General features: G+C 60.2%; 23 protein-coding genes. 12 read left to right on the top strand and 11 right to left on the bottom strand.

The genetic code is table 11. The annotated features are described in order from the left end of the window. Positions 1 to 105 precede the first annotated feature (105 nt). The 4 genes from proB to TX24_RS14120 all read left to right on the top strand — a co-directional run bounded on the left by proB (position 106) and on the right by TX24_RS14120 (position 3,580). Entirely contained in the window at positions 106 to 1,224 is a 1,119-nt protein-coding gene (gene proB, locus TX24_RS14135) for a glutamate 5-kinase (RefSeq protein WP_003194083.1), read from the top strand. 16 nt (positions 1,225 to 1,240) lie between these two features. After that, the gene (locus TX24_RS14130; protein WP_003194082.1) at positions 1,241 to 1,705 is read left to right on the top strand and encodes a CreA family protein; all 465 of its coding nucleotides are present in this window, start codon (positions 1,241 to 1,243) and stop codon (positions 1,703 to 1,705) included. Between the two features lie 102 nt (positions 1,706 to 1,807). After that, positions 1,808 to 2,290, top strand: a complete 483-nt coding sequence (locus TX24_RS14125; RefSeq protein ID WP_003194081.1) for a glutathione peroxidase — start codon at positions 1,808 to 1,810, stop codon at positions 2,288 to 2,290. Positions 2,291 to 2,476: 186 nt separating this feature from the next. Further along, positions 2,477 to 3,580, top strand: coding sequence for an NADH:flavin oxidoreductase (locus TX24_RS14120; protein ID WP_057710539.1), 1,104 nt, complete (start codon positions 2,477 to 2,479; stop codon positions 3,578 to 3,580). Positions 3,581 to 3,627: 47 nt separating this feature from the next. Here TX24_RS14120 and TX24_RS30845 read toward each other — a convergent pair whose 3' ends face one another. The 3 genes from TX24_RS30845 to cysZ all read right to left on the bottom strand — a co-directional run bounded on the left by TX24_RS30845 (position 3,628) and on the right by cysZ (position 5,952). Next, positions 3,628 to 3,807 (bottom strand): hypothetical protein, encoded by a 180-nt coding sequence (locus TX24_RS30845; RefSeq protein ID WP_003194079.1) that lies wholly within the window; start codon positions 3,805 to 3,807, stop codon positions 3,628 to 3,630. 147 nt (positions 3,808 to 3,954) lie between these two features. After that, complete coding sequence (locus TX24_RS14115) at positions 3,955 to 5,133, bottom strand: glycosyltransferase family 4 protein (RefSeq protein ID WP_057710538.1); 1,179 nt, start codon at positions 5,131 to 5,133, stop codon at positions 3,955 to 3,957. A 54-nt stretch (positions 5,134 to 5,187) separates the two neighbouring features. After that, positions 5,188 to 5,952 carry a sulfate transporter CysZ gene (gene cysZ, locus TX24_RS14110; protein WP_003194077.1) on the bottom strand — a complete coding sequence of 255 codons (765 nt, stop codon included), beginning with the start codon at positions 5,950 to 5,952 and terminating at the stop codon, positions 5,188 to 5,190. Between the two features lie 294 nt (positions 5,953 to 6,246). On the opposite strand from cysZ, the gene trxB reads away from it, so the two are divergent. After that, on the top strand, positions 6,247 to 7,209 hold the full coding sequence (gene trxB / locus TX24_RS14105) for a thioredoxin-disulfide reductase (RefSeq protein WP_003194076.1): 963 nt from the start codon (positions 6,247 to 6,249) through the stop codon (positions 7,207 to 7,209). A gap of 167 nt (positions 7,210 to 7,376) precedes the next feature. On the opposite strand, the gene TX24_RS14100 is transcribed toward trxB, so the two are convergent. Genes TX24_RS14100 through TX24_RS14075 form a run of 6 tightly spaced genes read right to left on the bottom strand, consistent with a single transcriptional unit; the run spans position 7,377 to position 10,300 of the window. Continuing rightward, positions 7,377 to 7,715, bottom strand: a complete 339-nt coding sequence (locus TX24_RS14100) for a HopJ type III effector protein (RefSeq protein ID WP_057710537.1) — start codon at positions 7,713 to 7,715, stop codon at positions 7,377 to 7,379. Continuing rightward, on the bottom strand, positions 7,708 to 8,004 hold the full coding sequence (locus TX24_RS14095; RefSeq protein WP_003194074.1) for a DUF1244 domain-containing protein: 297 nt from the start codon (positions 8,002 to 8,004) through the stop codon (positions 7,708 to 7,710). The genes TX24_RS14100 and TX24_RS14095 overlap by 8 nt, the downstream gene beginning before the upstream one ends. A gap of 15 nt (positions 8,005 to 8,019) precedes the next feature. Then, positions 8,020 to 8,391: a dihydroneopterin triphosphate 2'-epimerase gene (gene folX / locus TX24_RS14090; protein ID WP_003194073.1), complete on the bottom strand. Its 372-nt coding sequence runs from the start codon at positions 8,389 to 8,391 to the stop codon at positions 8,020 to 8,022. Between the two features lie 2 nt (positions 8,392 to 8,393). After that, positions 8,394 to 8,954, bottom strand: a complete 561-nt coding sequence (folE, locus tag TX24_RS14085; RefSeq protein ID WP_003194072.1) for a GTP cyclohydrolase I FolE — start codon at positions 8,952 to 8,954, stop codon at positions 8,394 to 8,396. A 20-nt stretch (positions 8,955 to 8,974) separates the two neighbouring features. Further along, positions 8,975 to 9,685, bottom strand: a complete 711-nt coding sequence (gene folM / locus TX24_RS14080; RefSeq protein ID WP_057710536.1) for a dihydromonapterin reductase — start codon at positions 9,683 to 9,685, stop codon at positions 8,975 to 8,977. A 57-nt stretch (positions 9,686 to 9,742) separates the two neighbouring features. Further along, on the bottom strand, positions 9,743 to 10,300 hold the full coding sequence (locus TX24_RS14075) for a putative antibiotic biosynthesis monooxygenase (protein ID WP_057710535.1): 558 nt from the start codon (positions 10,298 to 10,300) through the stop codon (positions 9,743 to 9,745). Between the two features lie 213 nt (positions 10,301 to 10,513). Between TX24_RS14075 and TX24_RS14070 the strand changes: the two genes are divergently transcribed. After that, positions 10,514 to 11,482, top strand: coding sequence for a MerR family transcriptional regulator (locus tag TX24_RS14070; RefSeq protein WP_057710534.1), 969 nt, complete (start codon positions 10,514 to 10,516; stop codon positions 11,480 to 11,482). Here the strand turns inward: TX24_RS14070 and TX24_RS14065 are convergent. Both TX24_RS14065 and TX24_RS14060 read right to left on the bottom strand, forming a co-directional pair. Then, positions 11,473 to 12,078 carry a hypothetical protein gene (locus TX24_RS14065; protein ID WP_003194068.1) on the bottom strand — a complete coding sequence of 202 codons (606 nt, stop codon included), beginning with the start codon at positions 12,076 to 12,078 and terminating at the stop codon, positions 11,473 to 11,475. The two genes, TX24_RS14070 and TX24_RS14065, sit on opposite strands and share 10 nt — an antisense overlap. A 58-nt stretch (positions 12,079 to 12,136) precedes the next feature. Beyond that, complete coding sequence (locus TX24_RS14060) at positions 12,137 to 12,604, bottom strand: PAS domain-containing protein (protein ID WP_003194067.1); 468 nt, start codon at positions 12,602 to 12,604, stop codon at positions 12,137 to 12,139. Between the two features lie 129 nt (positions 12,605 to 12,733). Here TX24_RS14060 and TX24_RS14055 point away from each other — a divergent pair, with 129 nt between their 5' ends. The 6 genes from TX24_RS14055 (at position 12,734) to TX24_RS14030 (ending at position 19,736) form a co-directional block, all read left to right on the top strand. After that, complete coding sequence (locus tag TX24_RS14055; RefSeq protein ID WP_003194066.1) at positions 12,734 to 13,189, top strand: flavodoxin; 456 nt, start codon at positions 12,734 to 12,736, stop codon at positions 13,187 to 13,189. A 175-nt stretch (positions 13,190 to 13,364) separates the two neighbouring features. Further along, positions 13,365 to 14,147: a class II aldolase/adducin family protein gene (locus tag TX24_RS14050; RefSeq protein ID WP_003194065.1), complete on the top strand. Its 783-nt coding sequence runs from the start codon at positions 13,365 to 13,367 to the stop codon at positions 14,145 to 14,147. Then, the gene (locus TX24_RS14045) at positions 14,147 to 15,049 is read left to right on the top strand and encodes an alpha/beta fold hydrolase (RefSeq protein WP_003194064.1); all 903 of its coding nucleotides are present in this window, start codon (positions 14,147 to 14,149) and stop codon (positions 15,047 to 15,049) included. The genes TX24_RS14050 and TX24_RS14045 overlap by 1 nt, the downstream gene beginning before the upstream one ends. A 118-nt stretch (positions 15,050 to 15,167) precedes the next feature. Next, entirely contained in the window at positions 15,168 to 16,079 is a 912-nt protein-coding gene (locus TX24_RS14040) for an SDR family oxidoreductase (RefSeq protein WP_057710533.1), read from the top strand. Positions 16,080 to 16,559: 480 nt separating this feature from the next. Then, positions 16,560 to 18,350 carry a DUF1302 domain-containing protein gene (locus TX24_RS14035; protein ID WP_003194062.1) on the top strand — a complete coding sequence of 597 codons (1,791 nt, stop codon included), beginning with the start codon at positions 16,560 to 16,562 and terminating at the stop codon, positions 18,348 to 18,350. Positions 18,351 to 18,377: 27 nt separating this feature from the next. Then, positions 18,378 to 19,736, top strand: coding sequence for a DUF1329 domain-containing protein (locus TX24_RS14030; RefSeq protein ID WP_057710532.1), 1,359 nt, complete (start codon positions 18,378 to 18,380; stop codon positions 19,734 to 19,736). Positions 19,737 to 19,936: the final 200 nt, after the last annotated feature.

The raw sequence follows: 19,936 nt of genomic DNA, 5'->3' as shown, positions 1-19,936 counted from the left end.
TTGCGATAAACTTGAACGCCGCTCCCTGGAGCGGCGTTTTGGTATCCGGGTATAACGTTATGGGCAGCGCTGGGTCGCGCGGCCCTCACTCTAAGGTTGAAGATGATGCGGAGCAAAGTGACAGGTGCGCAGCGTTGGGTCGTGAAAATCGGCAGTGCGCTGTTGACGGCGGATGGCAAAGGTCTGGATCGCGCAGCCATGAGCGTCTGGGTCGAGCAGATGGTGGCCTTGCATGAAGCAGGCGTTGAGTTGGTGCTGGTGTCGTCCGGAGCGGTTGCCGCCGGGATGAGCCGCCTCGGCTGGACCGCGCGACCCAGCGCGATGCACGAACTGCAAGCCGCCGCCGCCATCGGCCAGATGGGCCTGGTGCAAGCCTGGGAATCCAGCTTTGCCGAGCACGGCCGCCACACGGCGCAGGTGCTGCTGACCCACGACGACCTGTCCGACCGCAAGCGCTACCTCAACGCCCGCAGCACCTTGCGCGCGCTGGTGGAGCTCAAGGTCATCCCGGTCATCAACGAGAACGACACCGTGGTCACCGACGAAATCCGCTTCGGTGACAACGACACCCTGGCCGCCCTGGTGGCCAATCTGGTAGAGGCCGACCTGCTGGTGATCCTCACCGACCGCGATGGCATGTTCGACGCCGACCCGCGCAACAACCCCGATGCCCAGCTTATCTATGAAGCCCGCGCCGATGACCCGGCGCTGGATGCGGTCGCCGGCAGTGTCGGCGGTGCCCTGGGTCGCGGTGGCATGCAGACCAAGCTGCGCGCTGCGCGCCTGGCCGCGCGTTCGGGGGCCCACACCATCATCGTCGGCGGGCGCCTGGAGCGCGTGCTCGATCGCCTCAAGGCCGGTGAGCGCATCGGTACGTTGCTGTCGCCGGAGCGCGGCATGCTGGCGGCGCGCAAGCAATGGCTGGCCGGTCATCTGCAAACCCGTGGCACCCTGGTGCTGGACGCAGGCGCAGTAGCGGCGTTGTCCCAAGGCAACAAGAGCCTGCTGCCGGTGGGTGTGAAGTTGGTGCAGGGCAGCTTCCGCCGTGGCGAGATGGTGGTGTGCGTTGCGCCAGACGGTCGCGAGATTGCGCGCGGCCTGGCCAACTACAGCGCCCTGGAAGCACAGAAGATTATCGGACAACCCTCCGACGCCATTGTCGGACTCTTGGGTTATATGGCAGAACCGGAACTGGTTCACCGCGACAACCTGATCCTGGTCTAACCATAGGAAATACACGATGCGCGTGATGAAGGGATTGCTCGGCCTGCTGTTGGCCATGCCACTGCTGGCCTCGGCCGAAGAGGTCGGCCAGGTGTCGACGGTGTTCAAGTTCGTCGGCCCCAACGATCGGATTGTGGTCGAAGCGTTTGACGACCCCAAGGTCGATGGCGTGACGTGCTACCTGTCCCGCGCCAAGACCGGCGGCGTAAAGGGCGGCCTGGGCCTGGCCGAAGACCGTGCCGAAGCCTCGATCGCCTGCCGCCAGGTGGGCCCGATCCACTTCAAGGGTGAGCTCAAGGACGGCGACGAAGTGTTCAAGGAGCGCACCTCCCTGGTGTTCAAGACCATGCAGGTCGTGCGTTTCCTCGACAAGAAGCGCAACACCTTGGTGTATCTGGTCTACAGCGACCGGCTGATCGAAGGCAGCCCGCAGAATGCGGTGACGGCGATTCCGATTTTGCCCTGGCCGACCGCTCAGTAACCTGCAGGCGAGTTTCGTCATCGGCGTCTATGATTGCAGCTTTGCCGGTTGTAAGCTCCGAAGGGCTGCAATGCAAAGAACATGGGATATCTGGAGTTCGTCATGAGTGCTTTCCACGATCTGAAACTCAAAGCCTTGGACGGACAAGCGCTACCGCTGGCGCCTTTCAAGGGCCAAGTCGTGCTGGTGGTCAATGTGGCGTCCAAATGTGGTTTGACCCCGCAATACGCGGCGTTGGAGAACCTCTACCAGCAGTACAAGGGCCAAGGGTTTACGGTGCTCGGCTTGCCGTGCAATCAGTTTGCCGGTCAGGAACCGGGCAGCGAGGAAGAAATCCGCGAGTTCTGTAGCCTGAACTATGGCGTGACCTTTCCACTGGGCAGCAAGATCGACGTCAACGGCCCTGATCGGCACCAGTTGTACCGCTTGCTGGCGGGCGAGGGCGCTGAATTCCCCGGGGATATCACCTGGAACTTCGAGAAATTCCTGTTAGGTAAAGATGGCCGCGTACTTGCGCGCTTCTCACCCCGTACGCCCCCAGAAGATCCCTCCATCATCCAGGCCATCGAAAAAGCCCTGAGCTGACGCCAGTGACGGCCTGATCGTTCCCACGCTCTGCGTTGATCGTTCCCACGCTCTGCGTGGGAATGCCACCCTGGACGCTCCGCGTCCCGCTTTTACCCCTTAATCATTTAGATCAATAGTGCTACTCAGCGCTGCAAGCTCTCCATATTATCCGCATCATAAATTCAGTCCCCCGTGGAGCGTTCCATGCCCGTCCAAGCCTTGTTCAAACCCTTCCAGCTCGGTGCATTGCAACTGTCGACCCGCGTGGTCATGGCGCCCATGACCCGTTCGTTCTCCCCAGGTGGCGTACCCAACTCCAAAGTCATCGAGTACTACCGTCGCCGTGCCGCTGCCGGTGTGGGCTTGATCATCACTGAAGGCACGGTGGTCGATCATCCAGCCTCCAACGGCTACCCCAACGTGCCGCATTTTTACGGTGAAGCCGCCTTGGCTGGCTGGAAGAAAGTGGTCGATGCGGTCCACGCTGAAGGCGGCAAGATTGTCCCGCAGCTGTGGCATGTGGGCAGTGTGCGCCGTATCGGCACCGAGCCTGACGCCAGTGTGCCGGCTTATGGCCCGATGGAAAAGCTCAAGGACGGCAATGTCGTTGTGCACGGCATGACCAAACAGGACATCAAGGAGGTGATCAACGCCTTCGCCCAAGCCGCCAAGGATGCCCAGGCCATCGGCATGGACGGCGTGGAAATCCACGGTGCCCACGGCTACCTCGTCGACCAGTTTTTCTGGGAAGGCAGCAACCAGCGCACCGACGAATACGGTGGCAGCCTGGCCAACCGCTCGCGCTTTGCCATCGAACTGATCCAGGCGACCCGCGCCGCTGTCGGCCCGGATTTTCCGATCATCTTGCGTTTCTCCCAGTGGAAGCAGCAGGACTACACCGCGCGCCTGGTACAAAGCCCTGAAGCGTTGGGTGAGTTCCTCAAGCCATTGTCTGACGCTGGCGTGGATATTTTCCACTGTTCCACCCGTCGTTTCTGGGAGCCGGAATTTGAAGGCTCGGACCTCAACCTGGCCGGCTGGACGCGTCAGCTCACCGGCAACCCAACTATCACGGTGGGCAGCGTGGGCCTGGATGGCGAGTTCCTGCAGTTCATGGTCAACACCGACAAAGTCGCCCAGCCTGCCAGCCTGGAGAAACTGCTGGAGCGCCTGAACAACGATGAGTTCGACCTCGTGGCAGTGGGCCGTGCATTGCTGGTGGACCCGGATTGGGCGGTGAAGGTGCGCGAAGGGCGCGAGGGTGACATCTTGCCCTTCAGTCGTGAGGCGCTGACAACGCTGGTGTAAGGGAAGTGCTCCCTGTGAGGGTCACAGGGAGCACTTCGCCTCAGTGATTAATACTCTGGGCGCTTGTTCAGCTCTTTGCTGTGATCAGTCTTGAGTGCGTCTTTATGCCCTGGCTGGCCGTAAGTTGACGGCTCTGCGCGGGATTGATCCAGCCATTGTTGCTGTTGGGTCCATTGTGCCGTTGGCATGTTCACGCCATTGCGTACACCCATTCCATAAATTGCCATTTCGCGGTCTCTCTATTCGTTGAAAGGCCTGCTCTATTGCAGGTGCTTCTGATTGGCACCGCACGGCTGCTGGTTCCTATTTTAAATATTAGGCAAAACTTAAAGGGCGTACCCCAGGCGCTTCCCTGCCTGTTGCGAAATACGCCTTCAAGGCACGTAAGGTTGCGCTGAGAGGGCATAACGCTGCGCACACACACCGCGTAACTGCTGCTCGAATTGCTCGATAATCGCCGGCCAGCCCTGGCGGCTGGCATGCTGGCGGGCGTTCAGTCGCATACGGCGTAAACCTTCTGCATCCTCTAGTAGCCAGTTGGCGGCTTCGCAAAACGCACGCTCATCCCCTGGCATCGCCAGCACGCCGTTGTAGCCGTGGCGTAGATGCTGGCTTGCGGCAGCCTGGTCATAAGCTACTACTCCAAGCCCCGACGCCATGGCTTCCAATACCACGTTGCCGAAGGTTTCGGTCAGGCTGGGGAACAGGAACATATCGCCGGATGCGTAGTGCCGCGCCAGTTCCTCACCGCGCAAGGCACCGCAGAAAACCGCTTCGGGCAGGTCCTTCTCCATCATGGCCCGCTGCGGGCCATCGCCGACGACGATCAGTTTCATCTGGCGTAGCGGGTACCTGTCCTGCAGGGTGTCGAAGCAGCGTTTGAGCAAGCCCAGATTCTTTTCCTGGGCCAGTCGCCCGACATGCAGTACGGCGATCTGGTTACTGCTCAACCCCCAGCTTTCACGTAGTGTGTTATCGCGCTTGGCCGGGTGGAACAATTGGCTGTCGACCCCCCGGGACAACAGGTCCAGGCGCTCAAAATGCCGGCGCTCCAACTCCAGGCGCTGGCTGGCACTTGGCACCAGGGTCAGGCTTGAGCGGTTATGAAACCAGCGCAGGTAATGGGTGACCACGCGGCTCAACAGGCTCAAGCCATACTGGTTCGAATACTGCTGGAAATTGGTATGAAAGCCGCTGACCACGCTGATGCCCAAGCGCCGTGCGGCGCGCAACGCCGAGAGCCCCAGCGGCCCCTCCGTGGCGATATACAGCACATCGGGGCGCTGGCGCGTCCAGCGTCGCAATAACTTACGCATTGACGATTGGCCCCATTGCAGCCCTGGGTAGCCCGGCAGTGGCCAGCCGCGGCACAGCAGCAGTTCATCGTCGCTGGGGCGGGTTTGGTCGGCACTCTGGCGTGGGCGTACCAGCTCGACCTGATGGCCGCGTGAGCGCAAGCCCTCGCACAGGCGGCCAAGGGTATTGGCCACCCCGTTGATTTCCGGCGGGAAGGTTTCGGTAATGAGGGTGATGTGAAGCGAGGCTGTCGTCATGACCCACAGTGTCGGCGTGGGCCATGTCGCCATTGTGTCAGTGCGATGATGGATTTATGACTTGACCACCGCTTGCTGCGCCATCGCTTCGGCGCCTTGCTCACGCACCCAGAACAACGTCGCCCCGGCCACCGCCGCTGGCATCATTAACAGGTTGACCACCGGCACCAGCAGCACCAGGTAAACAATGCCGCCAAAGCTCATGCTCTGCCAGCGCTTCTGGCGCAGCCAGGCGAGCATTTCGTTCCAGCCCAGCTTGTGGTTGTCGGCCGGGTAGTCGATGTACTGGATCGCCATCATCCACACGCCAAACAACAGCCACAACGGCGCCGCGATCAGGTTGACCACTGGGATGAACGACAGGATAAACAGGCCGATGGCACGTGGCAGGAAATAACCCAGCTTGCGCATCTCCCGCGCCAGGGTGCGCGGAACCATAGCGGCCAGTTCAGCCCAACTGAACGGCGGGAAGTCATCGGTGCCACGTACCACGACCTCAACCTTCTCGGCGAGAAACCCGTTGAACGGTGCGGCGATGATATTGGCGAGCATGGTGAAGGTGAAAAACACCATCAGCACCACCAGCACCACAAACAGCGGCCACAACAGGTAATTCAAAAAACCTAGCCAGTGGGGCAGCGTCGGCATCAAGCTATCGACCCACAGGCTGAACTGATGGCCGGCAAAATAGATCAACCCGACGAACAGCACCAGGTTGATCGCCAACGGTAGCAACACGAACAGGCGCAGGCCAGGGCTCAACACCAGTTTGAGGCCTTCACGCAGGTATTGCGGGCCAGAAAGGGCAGGGGCGGGCATGGAATACTCCGAGCAAAATGGCGAACGCGCCGACCTTACCGGCTTTGCACCTGATGTGAAAGCTCCGGCAGGTAGGCGACACCCAGGGTTACAAAGGGGTCGATTAACTCAATCGCGCGCATAGAGAACACCTATGAGCTGGATTGTTAATGCGTATTTCCTTAATCTTGCCCCCCTCGATACGCTGCACCCATTATTTTTCAGGACCTGGCGAGTCAAAGCCTTCCCCAAGTGCTTCGCCGTCCTTTTTTATTCCCGCCGCCCTGTGGTCTGGGCGGTCGGTAGGAGTGAGTCATGTCTGATACCCGTCATTCCCGAGTGATTATTCTCGGTTCCGGCCCTGCCGGTTACAGCGCCGCTGTCTACGCTGCCCGGGCCAATCTCAAGCCGCTGCTGATCACCGGCATGCAGGCGGGCGGTCAGTTGACCACCACTACTGAAGTCGACAACTGGCCTGGCGATGTCCACGGCTTGACCGGCCCGGTGCTGATGGAGCGTATGAAAGAGCACGCCGAGCGCTTTGAAACCGAGATCGTCTTCGACCATATCAACAAGGTCGACTTCTCGAAAAAGCCTTATAGCCTGACCGGTGACAGCGGTGTGTACACCTGCGATGCGCTGATCATCGCCACCGGCGCCAGTGCTCGTTACCTGGGCCTGCCGTCGGAAGAAGCGTTCATGGGCAAGGGCGTTTCGGCCTGCGCCACCTGCGATGGTTTCTTCTACCGCAACAAGCCGGTTGCCGTGGTCGGCGGTGGCAACACTGCCGTTGAAGAGGCGCTGTACCTGGCCAACATCGCCAGCACCGTGACCCTGGTTCACCGCCGCGAGACCTTCCGCGCCGAGAAGATCCTGATCGACAAGCTGCACGCCCGTGTCGCCGAAGGCAAGATCATCCTCAAGCTCAACGCCACCCTGGATGAAGTCCTGGGCGACAACATGGGTGTGACCGGTGCCCGCCTGAAAAACAACGACGGCAGCTTCGACGAGCTGAAAGTCGACGGCGTGTTCATCGCCATCGGCCACACCCCGAACACCTCGCTGTTCGAAGGCGTGCTGGAAGCCAAAGACGGGTACCTGGTGGTGCAAGGCGGCCGTGAAGGCAATGCGACCGCGACCAACATCGAAGGTATCTTCGCTGCGGGCGACGTGGCAGACCACGTTTACCGCCAGGCCATCACCTCGGCCGGCGCCGGTTGCATGGCGGCCCTGGATGCCGAGCGTTACCTCGACGGTTTGAAGGACGCTTCGTTCTAAACCCGCTGACTAAAAAAAACCGGCGAAAGCCGGTTTTTTTATGGTGCGATCTAACCTACTCCGCTAAACAAATGTGGGAGCTGGCTTGCCTGCGATAGCGGTGTGATAGTCACCACCGCCATCGCGGGCAAGCCCGGCTCCCACATTGAGCGGGGTTGGTTATGAAATCAGCGGCGGGTCAGAGGCTGTTCAGCAAATTTCACTGCGGCCAACCCATGGGCAATCAACGCTCGAATATTGCCATGGTCACTGCCCTCAGGCGTCGCCACCACCGACCGGTAATGCTCACCAAACGCCAGCAGTGCTTCCTTATCACTCAACCCTTCCAGCAGCGCCAAACCCAGGGTCTTGCACGAACCTTCGTTCTGCCCGGCAGCGTTTTCCACACCGCCGTTGGTGAAAGCTTGCGGCTGGTAGTCATAACCGGCAGCGACAAATGCCAACGTGTCGGCAAAAACGTGTTCGCCACTGTTGAGGCTGGCGCGCAGGGTGTTCAAATCAGTCATGAGGCTTTCCTTTGGCAAACGCGGCCTGTTGGTCGGCGTTGGCTTCTTGCTGGTATTGGGCTTTCCACTCGGCGTACGGCATGCCGTACACCACTTCACGGGCGTCATCGAGGCTGAGCTCGATCTGGCGTTCGTCGGCTTCGGCCTTGTACCACTTGGACAGGCAGTTGCGGCAGAAGCCGGCAAGGTTCATCAGGTCGATGTTCTGCACATCCTTGCGGCTGTCCAGGTGGGCTACCAGTCGGCGAAAGGCGGCGGCTTCGAGTTCGAGGCGTTGTTGGTCGTTCATAGGGCTCACTTGCTATCAGCGGCTGGCGGCCAGAGTGATCGAAACCGACTCGGCAAAACGCAGCGCGTGGGGTTTGTCTACTTCGACTTCGGCGTACAGCACCGATTCGTTGCTCATCACCAGGTCCAGCAGTTCCTGGGTCAGGCGCTCCAGCAGGGCAAAGCGATTGCCTTCGACGTGAGCGATGATGGCCTTGGTGATGGTGCGGTAGTTCAGGGCGTGGTCGATGTCGTTGTCACGTACGGCTTCCTGGGCGGCATACAGGATGGTCAAGTTGATCAGCACATCCTGCTTGTTGAGGATCTCGTCCTCGTTGATGCCGATAAAGGTGCGCAGGCACAGGTCCTTGACCCGGATACGCGCCATGCCTGGTTGAAGTTGTGGCATTGCTACTTGCTCCGTCCAATCAGTTGCAGGAACTCCATGCGGGTGGTGTTCGACTCGCGAAAGGCGCCGAGCATCACCGAGGTGTTCATGGTTGAATTCTGTTTCTCTACGCCGCGCATCATCATGCACATGTGCTTGGCTTCGATCACCACCGCCACGCCGGCGGCCTGGGTCACGTCCTGGATGGCGTCGGCGATTTGCCGCGTGAGGTTTTCCTGGATCTGCAGGCGTCGGGCGAACATGTCGACAATGCGCGCCAGTTTTGACAGGCCCAGCACCTTGCCGGTCGGAATATAGGCCACATGGGCCTTGCCGATAAAGGGCAGCAGGTGATGCTCGCACAACGAATACAACTCGATGTCCTTGAGGATCACCATCTCGTCATTGTCCGACGCAAACAGCGCGCCGTTGACGATTTCTTCCAGGTTCTGCTCATAGCCATGACACAGGTACTGCATGGCCTTGGCCGCGCGCTTGGGCGTATCGAGCAGGCCCTCGCGCTGCGGGTCTTCGCCCAGGCCCTTGAGGATTTCGCGATAGTGGTGGGGCAGGGATAAGGTCATACAACATCCTCAAAAACGGCTTACTTGATATGCCGCCCACCGTTGACGGTCAGGGTGGTACCGGTGACATAGGGGTTGTCCAGCAGGTAACGCACGCTCTGGTAGATCACCTCGGGCCCGGGCTCGATGCCCAGGGCCGACTTGGCCAGGACCTTGGCGCGATAGGTTGCGTCATCGCCTTCGTTGAACATCACCATCGCCGGGGCAATGCCGTTGACCTTGATCAGCGGCGCAAACTGCGCGGCAAACGATAACGTGAGGCTGTCGAGCCCGGCCTTGGTGGCGCAATAGGCGATGTGCTGCCGGCTGCCCTTGCGCACCACGTCATCGCTGATATGCACGATATCGGCGGGTGTCGAGCGTTGCAGCAAAGGTGAACAATGCAGGTTGATCAGGTACGGCGCAAGCATGTGCACGCTGAACATGTCGATAAAGGCACGGCTTTCGTCGCCCGGGGTTTCGGCGACCCAGGCGGAAGCGTTGTGGATGATCGCCCGCAAGTTTTGGGTATGGGTTTTGACGGCGCCAATGAAAGCCAGCACTCCGGCTTCGCTGGAGAAGTCGGCAAACACGCCGATGGCGCCTCGCTCACGCAGCGCCTGCACGCCGGGGCGTTCGCTGCGGTAGCTGAACATCACCGATTGGCCCTCATCCAGCAGGCGCTGGGCGCAATGCAGGCCGACACGCTGGCCGGCACCGGTGATCAGGATCGGAGCGTTGGTTGCATTCATGGGAGGCTCAAGTCGCTGGCAGGCTCAAACTATACCAGCGCCCCGGCCTCCCTGTACTCAAGCGGCGGCTTCGGTGACCTTGCGAGGGGGCGAGGGGTGCAGCCAGTTCGCCAGCAGGTGGGTCGACAGCGGTATAAAAAGGTAAACCATCAGCGGGGTCAGGGCAGCGGTGCTCACCAGTACACGGCTGAACAGGTCCAGCTCATTGAGCAGCGAGCCCAGGCCGAAGTTGAACAGCAGCGATACCGGGAAAAATGCCAGCCAGATGGCCACGGCCTGTTTCCAGCGTGGCGGGCGGGCACCTACTGCGCCAAACCAGCCATCGATACCGCTGACACGGTGCTCCGACGGGTCGGCAAACAGCTCGCTGCCACGGCTTAGCCACGCGCCGCGCGAGGCTGAGAATTCCCACGCATGCAGGGTTTTTTCATCGGCAAAGCGGAAGATGATCTGGAACTCATCATCATGAGGCGGCGGGGCCAGCACGCCGGAACCCAGGTAACCGGGGAAGTCAGTCGCCAATTGCTCGCCTTCGCGCAGCCAGGCCATCAACTCTTCGTAGCGACCCTTGGCCACGCGGCGCGCAACCATCAAGGTGACGGGTGAGGTAGACATCGTATATCTCCAAATCAGCAAGTGCGCCGAGCCGGGTAGGCTGTGCACGGACGAAGCTGCGGGGTGGTGCAGCGACGCAAAAGAACAGGCAAGGATTATTCCGGATTTGCCCAAATACGCCAGAAACTTCGGATGGATCGCCGTAGATCTTGAATCATGCAGTTCAATCGGCGTTAAATGGTATTCAAATTCATACAAGTTTTTAGACCGCTGATGCCCGAAATCACTGCGCCTCTTCGCGAAACGACACCCGACAGCCACACTGACTGCGAGGGGCTGTTTCCGATTCGTGAAGTGGCAAGACTCACAGGTGTGAACCCGGTGACGTTGCGTGCGTGGGAGCGTCGCTACGGTTTGATCCAGCCTTTACGCACCGAAAGTGGGCACAGACTTTACTCAAGCACCGATATTGAAACCGTGCACCGCATCCTCGACTGGATCGAGCGGGGCGTGGCGGTGAGCAAAGTCGGCAAGCTTTTGGCACGCGACCCACAGCCCAACGAGCCGGCTACCGCGTCACGCAGCGATACCGAACTGGAGTGGCGCCAATGGCAGGCGCAACTGCGGCAGGCCATCAGTGCTTTTGATGATCGTGAGCTCGACCGGTTGTACGGCCAGATCTTCAGCGTCTATTCGACGACCGTGGTGTTCCAAGACATTTTGGTCCCGCTGTGGAAGCAGTTGTTACGTCACCAAGGCCGCTTTGGCCAAGCCAGCGAGTGGCTGTTCTTCGACAATTTCCTGCGCTCGCGCGTCGCACGGTGCCTGCAAATGGCCTGTGCCTCGCCAGCGCCCCGGGTATTGCTATCAGCCATTGGCGGAGAGTGCCGTGAGCTGGAGTTGCTGGTGGCGGGCTTGTTGATGTCGAGCGATAAACTGGCGGTCAAGGTCTTGGGCGTTGGTCAGCCACTGGATGAGTTGACGCTGATCTGCGAGCGCACTCGACCGCAAGCCCTGGTGCTGTTTTCCAACCATGCCCCTGGCGCAGAGTTGGCGTCACGGCTCAATCGTCTGGCCTTCACCCTCGATTGCCCGTTGTTGCTGGCTGGAGAGGCGTCGGACCTGGCAGAGCACAGCCTGGCGGATTCGTCGATTGGTTGCCTGGGCAATGACGGACGCTTGATGCCGCGCCGCTTGCAGCAACTGCTCAGCGGCCATCTGGAGCCCGAGTCTCAGGCGTGAACGTGCGGATGCACCAGGCGGTGTTGGTGCAGGATGAACTGGCGTAGCCGTTCGATCTCATCGGCATCGCTTTGGCTCAGGCGATAGGCGAACAGGCCGCGGGCGGTTACCCGCTCCAGCGTACCGCGCAGGGCGATGCGTTCGTAGCCGGAAGGGCTGAACCACAAAGAAAAGGTCTTTGGCGGTTTGACCCGGCCACGCACTTCTACCAGCACCCCTTTGAATGACACTTCGTGCACCCACAGCGCGCTGGGGTAGCCCTTGATGTTTTCCAGCGCCACCGGCGTTTCAAGCGCCAGGCGCCATGGGCGGATCATCGGCCCATCTTCAAAAATACTCGGTACGCCCAGGCGCAAATGCACAGCATGAAACTCATCTTCCACCAGGTGCAACGGGAAGGTGAGTTGCTGGTTGTCGAACTGCGCCTGGATGGTGACCTGGTCGTGGGCGGCCAGCCGCGTGAGCAAATCGCGAATCTGTGCGCCGCCATTAACCGTCAGGCTCGACCATGCATCCCGCAGGTTGAGCTGCGGGTTGTGTGTCATGTCCTGGATAAAATCCAGCTCGTCCTGCGTCAATAGCGTGTCGCGTTGCATTGATCTAGCTCAAGGCTGAGGCATTAAAAAGCCATTATCGCTCTAAAGACCGCGTTTTTTACAGTTTGTTAAATCCACTCGTCGCCTTGAGTGTGGCGATCTCACTTTTGAGCTCGGCTAACTGGGCTTCCAGTTGGGCGACGCGCTGCTGTGCCTTGACTTGGGTGGTGACGTCTTTTTGCACACCAACGAAATAGGTTTGCTTGTCGACCTCGTTGTACACGGTTGAAAGCGATAGCTCGTTCCAGAAAGGCGTGCCGTCCTTACGGTAGTTACGCAGTATCTCTCGGCAGGCGCCGCCGCTGTCGAGCGCATCACGAATGGCGATCAAGGCCGGTTGGTCGCGGTCCCCCGCCTGCAGGAAGCGGCAGTCCTGATAGAGGATCTCGTCCAGCGTGTAGCCGGTCAGCCGTTCGAAGGCAGGGTTGACGTAGATCAGCGGTTTTTCCCGGCCTTCGCGCTCGGCAACAACGATTCCGTCGTTGGACGCATTGACGACCATTTGCAGCAGTTTGGCGTTAATCATAGAGCGGTCCCTGGCCTGGTTTTGACCCTGCCAGTTTATGGCAAGTCTTGAATGTTGCACGGTGCGCACTGAAATATTGGCACAGGCTGCTAATATCCCACGCTTTCACTCAACTACAGGATCAGATTGATGAAAGTCGCCATCCTCTCCGGCTCGGTCTACGGTACGGCTGAAGAAGTCGCTCGCCACGCGGAAAAAATCCTCAAGGACGCAGGTTTTGATGCCTGGCACAACCCTCGTGCCACGCTGGCAGACGTGCAGGCCTTTGCTCCCGATGCATTCCTGGCAGTGACCTCGACCACCGGCATGGGCGAGCTGCCCGACAATCTGCAGCCTCTGTACTCAACCCTCCGCGACCAACTGCCCGCCGCCTGGCGCGGCCTGCCGGGAGCGGTCATCGGCCTGGGCGACGCCAGCTATGGCGATACCTTCTGTGGCGGCGGTGAACAAATGCGCGAATTGTTCGCCGAAATGGGCATCCGCGAAGTGCAGCCGATGCTGCGCCTGGATGCCAGCGAGAGCGTTACCCCGGAAGCCGACGCCGAGCCTTGGCTGGCCGATTTGATCACCGCGTTGCGCGGTTGAATCCCAAGGAGCGCCGTTGTTGACGGCGCTTGTCTGACACGTATTTGTACTATTCTCTTGACTGACTCGCTCAGTCATCAAGCTGGCTGCTAAGGAAACTCCTTACGCCTCGGCGTCTGACTAGACTGGCTCTCACTTTAGACACCATAAGAAGTGCGCCAAGGAGGTCATTGCCATGAGCCTAGCCCCTGCTCCATCGCCACAAAACGTCAAAGCCCAGGTCAGCCCCGCTGAATGGCAAACCCGTGTGGACCTGGCGGCCTGTTATCGGCTGGTGGCCATGCACGGCTGGGATGACCTGATCTTCACGCATATTTCGGCGAAGGTGCCGGGCACTGAAGATTTCCTGATCAACCCCTATGGGCTGATGTTCCACGAGATCACCGCGTCGAGCCTGGTCAAGGTTGACCAGGCCGGCAATAAGCAAATGGACAGTTCCTACGAGATCAACCCCGCGGGCTACACCATCCACAGCGCCATCCACGAAGTGCGCCACGACGTGACCTGCGTGCTGCACACCCACACTGCTGCGGGCGTGGCGGTGTGTGCGCAAAAGCAGGGTGTGTTGCCCATCAGCCAGCAATCGCTGTTCGTGCTGTCGAGCCTTGGCTATCACGCCTATGAGGGCGTGGCGCTCAATCACGAGGAAAAGGCCCGGCTGCAAGCGGATCTGGGCCAGAACAATTTCCTGATGCTGCACAACCACGGCCTGCTGACCTGCGGCGGCACCATCGCCGATACCTTCCTGATGATGTTCACCTTCCAGCGCGCCTGCGAGATCCAGGTGCTGGCCCAGAGCGGCGGCACCGAGTTGATTGCCATCGAGCCGCAGATTCTCGCCGGTGCCAAGGCGATGGTGGCAGCTGTCACAAAAAGCGCCCAAGGTATGGGTGGTGCGCTGGCCTGGCCGGCGCTGCTACGCAAATTGGACCACCAGGACCCCGGGTATAAAAGCTGATGCCACTCGCCGAGATACCGCTCAGAGCCTGGCGCAAGCGGGGCCAGGACTTCGTCTTTCGTGGTCACTCCGTGCGGTATTGGGTGGCCGGGCAGGGCGAGCCGTTGCTGCTGATTCATGGTTTCCCCACGGCCAGTTGGGACTGGCATTACCTGTGGCAGCCCCTGGCCCAGCGCAACCTGGTAATTGCCTGCGACATGCTCGGCTTTGGCGACTCGGCCAAACCCTTGAACCACGACTATTGCCTGCTGGAACAGGCCGACTTGCAACAGGCGCTGCTTGAGCACCTGCGGGTAGAGCAGCCAGTGCATGTATTGGCCCACGACTATGGCGACAGCGTCGCCCAGGAATTATTGGCCCGGCATTACGAGGGACGATTCCAGATGGCGAGCTGCGTATTTCTCAACGGCGGCCTGTTTCCCGAAACCCATCGGCCGACGCTGGTGCAAAAGCTGCTGCTCAGTCCTCTGGGCTGGATGATCGGGCGGGCCTTTGGGCGCAATGCCTTGGCCAGCAGTTTCAACCAGATCTTCGGCCCCCAGACGCGGCCCAGTGAAAGCGTGCTGGATGACTTCTGGAGTTTGATCAGTTGCAATGACGGCCCGCGTATCCTGCACAAACTCATCGCCTACATTCCCCAACGCCGCCGCCTGCGCGAGCGCTGGCTGGCGGCCATGCAGCAAGGCGAAGTGCCGCTGCGGGTGATCGACGGCGAGGTAGACCCGATTTCCGGTGCCCATATGGTCGAGCGTTATCGCCAACTGGTGCCCGATCCCGACACGATATGGCTGGCCCATATCGGCCACTACCCGCAGATCGAGGCGCCGGTCCAGGTGCTCAGGCACTACCAAACGTTTCGTGAGCGCATCGGCCAGCCTTCACCGCGTGCGGCCTATTCCTGAGCCTGCGCATCATCCCGCTGCCTTATCAGGCACCATTCAGCCGTGGGCGTCTTTATTGTGACCAAAGGCTGCGTGCGTGACACTCTGCCTATTCCCATTGTCGCCAGCGGAGTTCGGTATGAGTGAGTCAGTGCAGTTCCAGGATAAGGTCGTGATCGTCACCGGCGCCGGTGGTGGCTTGGGCCAGGCCCATGCGCTGCTGTTCGCCAAGCACGGGGCCAAAGTGCTGGTCAACGACCTGGGTGGCTCAACCCAAGGCGAGGGGGCCAATGCCTCGGCGGCTGACCGGGTGGTGGCGCAGATTCGCGCGGCGGGCGGCATTGCCGAAGCCAACCATGACTCCGTCACCGACGGCGACAAAATCGTACAGAACGCCTTGGATGTTTTCGGCCGGGTCGACGTGGTGGTCAATAATGCCGGGATCCTGCGCGACAAGACTTTCCACAAAATGGACGACAGCGACTGGGACCTGGTTTACCGGGTGCATGTCGAAGGCGCCTACAAAGTCACCCGCGCCGCCTGGCCGCATTTGCGCGAGCAGGGTTATGGCCGGGTGATTTTCACGGCGTCGACGTCCGGTATCTACGGCAACTTCGGCCAGTCCAACTACGGCATGGCCAAGCTGGGCTTGTATGGCTTGACCCGCACCCTGGCGCTGGAAGGGCGCAAGAACAACATCCTGGTCAACGCGATTGCTCCTACCGGTGGCACGCGCATGACCGAAGGGCTGATCCCGCCGCAAGTGTTCGAGCGCCTCAAGCCGGAACTGGTCACCCCATTGGTGGTGTTTTTGGGCAGTGAAGCCTGTGAAGAAACTGCCGGCTTGTTTGAAGTGGGGGGCGGCTGGATCGGCAAGACCCGCTGGGAGCGTAGTCTGGGTGTGGGTTTTGATCCAGAGGCCGGTTTTTCGCCGGAAGATGTGGCCGCGCACTGGCAGCAGATCTGCGATTTCGAAGGGGCTGCGCACCCCAAGGACAACATTGAGGCGTTGAAGGAAATGATGGCTAACTTGCAGAAGTTCAGCCTCTGATCATTGCCGGTAAATCAATGAATCCCACGGGGCGTCGATGACGCCCCGTTTTATTTGGGGCATAAAAAAGGCCGCTGCATAGGCAGCGGCCGAAGTAAGACGTTGGATCAAGGAGCGACAAATCAACGTCAGTGAACACCGGGAACAGACTGATTACTGGATCAATCCGTTATAAATCGGCTTTTCTCCCCGATGCGGGAGCGGGCGTTTGCCCTGAAAGCCAAGTAAGAATAATCGGTTGTAACAGAATGAGTAATAGCAGTTCGGGACAAGGACTGTTACCAAATCGACAATAATTGCTCGTCGCCATCGATTCCTCTGATAAGCCTTCATCCATCCCATGCATGGCCCCGGCCGAGCGCCCTGCCATCGAACCCCTTCATCCTTTCGAGCGACAACACGAATACCTCCTTGGTGCGCTTATCGCTCCTCAAGGGCGGCAGTAGGGTGGGGCCTTCTGTCACTCACCGGGGAAGACGCATGACAAAAACAATAATGCGCGCCATCTTCACGCCACAGGCGCTGGCCACTGCGGTTGCGCTGGGCTGCTGTGCCCAGGCGCAGGCTGTTTCGTTCAATATCGGCGAGATCGAAGGGCAATTCGACTCCTCGCTGTCCGTCGGCGCCAGTTGGGGCATGCGCGATGCCGATAAAAGCCTGGTCGGCACGGTCAATGGCGGGACGGGCCAGGCGTCCACCGGGGATGACGGGCGCCTCAACTTCAAGAAGGGCGAGACCTTCTCCAAGATCTTCAAGGGGCTGCACGACCTTGAGTTGAAGTACGGCGACACCGGCGTATTCGTGCGTGGCAAGTATTGGTACGACTTCGAGCTCAAGGACGAAGGCCGCGAGTTCAAGCCCATCAGCGACCACAACCGTAAGGAAGGCGCCAAGTCCAGCGGTGCGCAGATCCTCGATGCCTTCGTCTACCACAACTACTCCCTGGGCGACCTGCCCGGCACCGTGCGCGCCGGCAAGCAGGTGGTCAGTTGGGGCGAAAGTACCTTCATCGGTAATTCCATCAACAGCATCAACCCGATCGACGTGTCGGCGTTCCGCAGGCCCGGTGCCGAGATCAAGGAAGGCCTGATCCCGGTGAACATGCTGTTTGCCTCCCAGAGTCTGACCAATCAACTGACCGTGGAAGGTTTCTACCAACTGGAATGGGACCAGACGGTGCTCGACAACTGCGGCACCTTCTTCGGCGGGGACGTGGCGGCGGACGGCTGCACCAATAACTACACCGTCGGCAGCCCAGCGATCCGACCGCTGCAACCGGTGGCGGCTGCCTTTGGCCAAGGGTTTGGCGTGACCAATGAAGGGGTGATTGTACGGCGTGCCGGTGACCGCGATGCGCGCGACTCCGGCCAGTTCGGCGCGGCGCTGCGCTGGTTGGGCGATGACACTGAGTACGGCCTGTACTTCATGAACTACCACAGCCGCACACCGACCGTCGGCACCCTGACCGCCAATACCAACCTGGCGACCATCGGGCGCATCATCAACACCGCCAACGCCCTGGCGCCTGGTTCCGGGGGCGGTTTGGCGCAAAGCACCATGCTTGGCCGTGGCCAGTACTACCTGGATTACCCCGAAGACATCCGCCTGTTCGGCGCTAGCTTCTCCACCACGTTGCCCACGGGCACGGCGTGGACCGGCGAGATCAGCTATCGGCCCAATGCGCCGGTGCAGCTCAACACCACTGACCTGACCCTGGCCCTGGTCAACCCCATCGCGGGCCAACTCGCTTCACCCATCCGCAGCAATTTCGGCGATGACAACAAAGGCTACCGCCGCAAGGAAATCACCCAGATCCAGAGCACCATGACCCAGTTCTTCGACCAGGTACTGGGCGCCGAGCGCCTGACATTGGTGGGCGAAGCGGCGGTGGTGCACGTCGCCGGCCTGGAAGACAAAAGCAAACTGCGCTACGGCCGAGACTCGGTATACGGCGCCTATGGTTTTCAAGGTGACACCGACGGTTTTGTCACCTCCACCTCATGGGGCTACCGGGCGCGGGCGATCCTTGACTACAACAACGCCATTGCCGGTGTGAACCTCAAGCCCAACCTGTCCTGGTCCCATGACGTGGCCGGTTACGGCCCCAACGGCCTGTTTAACAAAGGCGCCAAGGCCATCAGCGTCGGCGTGGATGCGGACTATCGCAGCACCTACACCGCAAGCCTGAGCTACACCGATTTTTTTGGCGGTGACTACAACACCCTGACCGACCGCGACTTCCTCGCCCTCAGCTTCGGCGTGAACTTCTGATCTGGCTTAAAAGAAGGACAAGACCCTATGCGTAAGATGATTGCAGTGTTGGCCCTGAGCGTATTGGCCGCCAACGTAATGGCGGCAGTATCGCCCGAAGAAGCCGCCAAGCTCGGCACCACCCTCACCCCGGTCGGCGCCGAAAAAGCCGGCAATGCCGACGGCTCGATCCCGGCCTGGACCGGCGGAATCCCGAAAAACGCCGGCGCGGTGGACAGCAAGGGTTTCCTGGCTGACCCCTTCGCCAACGAAAAACCGCTGTTCGTGATCACCGCCGCCACGGTGGACAAGTACAAGGACAAACTCTCCGACGGCCAAGTGGCGATGTTCAAGCGCTACCCAGAAACCTACAAGATCCCGGTGTATCCCAGCCACCGCACGGTCAACTTGCCGGCGGACATTTACGAGTCGATCAAGCGCAGCGCCGTGAATGTGAAGGCGATCAACGATGGCAACGGCCTGGAGAATTTCACCGGCAACCGTTACTACGCGTTCCCTATCCCCAAGAATGGCGTGGAGGTGCTGTGGAATCACATCACCCGTTACCACGGCGGCAACCTGCGGCGCATCATCACCCAGGCCACGCCCCAGACCAATGGCAGCTACACGCCGATCCGCTTCGAAGAAGAAGTGGCGGTGCCCCAGGCCATCCCGGATATCGACCCGGCCAAGGCCGCCAACGTGCTCAGCTATTTCAAGCAGTCGGTCACCGCCCCGGCGCGGCTGGCAGGCAATGTGCTGCTGGTGCATGAAACCCTTGACCAGGTGAAGGAACCCCGCCTGGCCTGGATCTACAACGCCGGCCAGCGCCGTGTGCGGCGCGCGCCGCAGGTGTCCTACGACGGCCCAGGCACCGCCTCCGATGGCCTGCGTACCACCGACAACTTCGATATGTTCTCTGGCGCGCCCGACCGTTATGACTGGAAACTGGTGGGCAAGAAGGAGATGTACATCCCCTACAACAGCTACAAACTCGATTCGCCGAGCCTCAAGTACGACGACATCATCAAGGCCGGGCATATCAACCAGGACCTGACCCGTTATGAACTGCACCGCGTGTGGGAAGTGGTCGGCACCGTCAAGCCCAACGAACGGCACATCTACGCCAAGCGCCACATGTATATCGACGAAGACAGCTGGCAAGTCGCCCTCGTGGACCACTACGACGGCCGCGGCCAACTGTGGCGCGTCGCCGAAGGCCATGCGCAGTTCTACTACGACCACCAGGTGCCGGCCTACACCGTGGAAACCCTGTACGACCTGATAGCCGGGCGCTACATCGCCCTGGGCATGAAGAACGAAGAGAAAAGCAGCTTCGTGTTCGGCTTCGCGGCCAAGGCGGCGGACTACACCCCGGCGGCACTGAGGACGGAGGGTGTTCGCTGACTCCGCATCGAAGTAGTGAGGTTGAAAAGGTAGGAGCTGGCTTGCCTGCGATAGCCATAGGTATCTACACAACGCTGTAACGGTGGACGGTAACCACGATGCGAAGCGAGTCGCTCTTGATTGGCTCTTGATCTTGATCTTAGGCGCCCCGTTAAACCACGCTGGCGGATTACGGGCACACCGAGCCTAAGCGAGGTGCC

Origin of the sequence: Pseudomonas lactis, from assembly GCF_001439845.1 — a bacterium.
Lineage (GTDB): Bacteria > Pseudomonadota > Gammaproteobacteria > Pseudomonadales > Pseudomonadaceae > Aquipseudomonas > Aquipseudomonas lactis.
The sequence above is the reverse complement of the archived record's forward strand: the minus strand, read 5'-3'. Positions and strand labels throughout refer to the sequence as shown.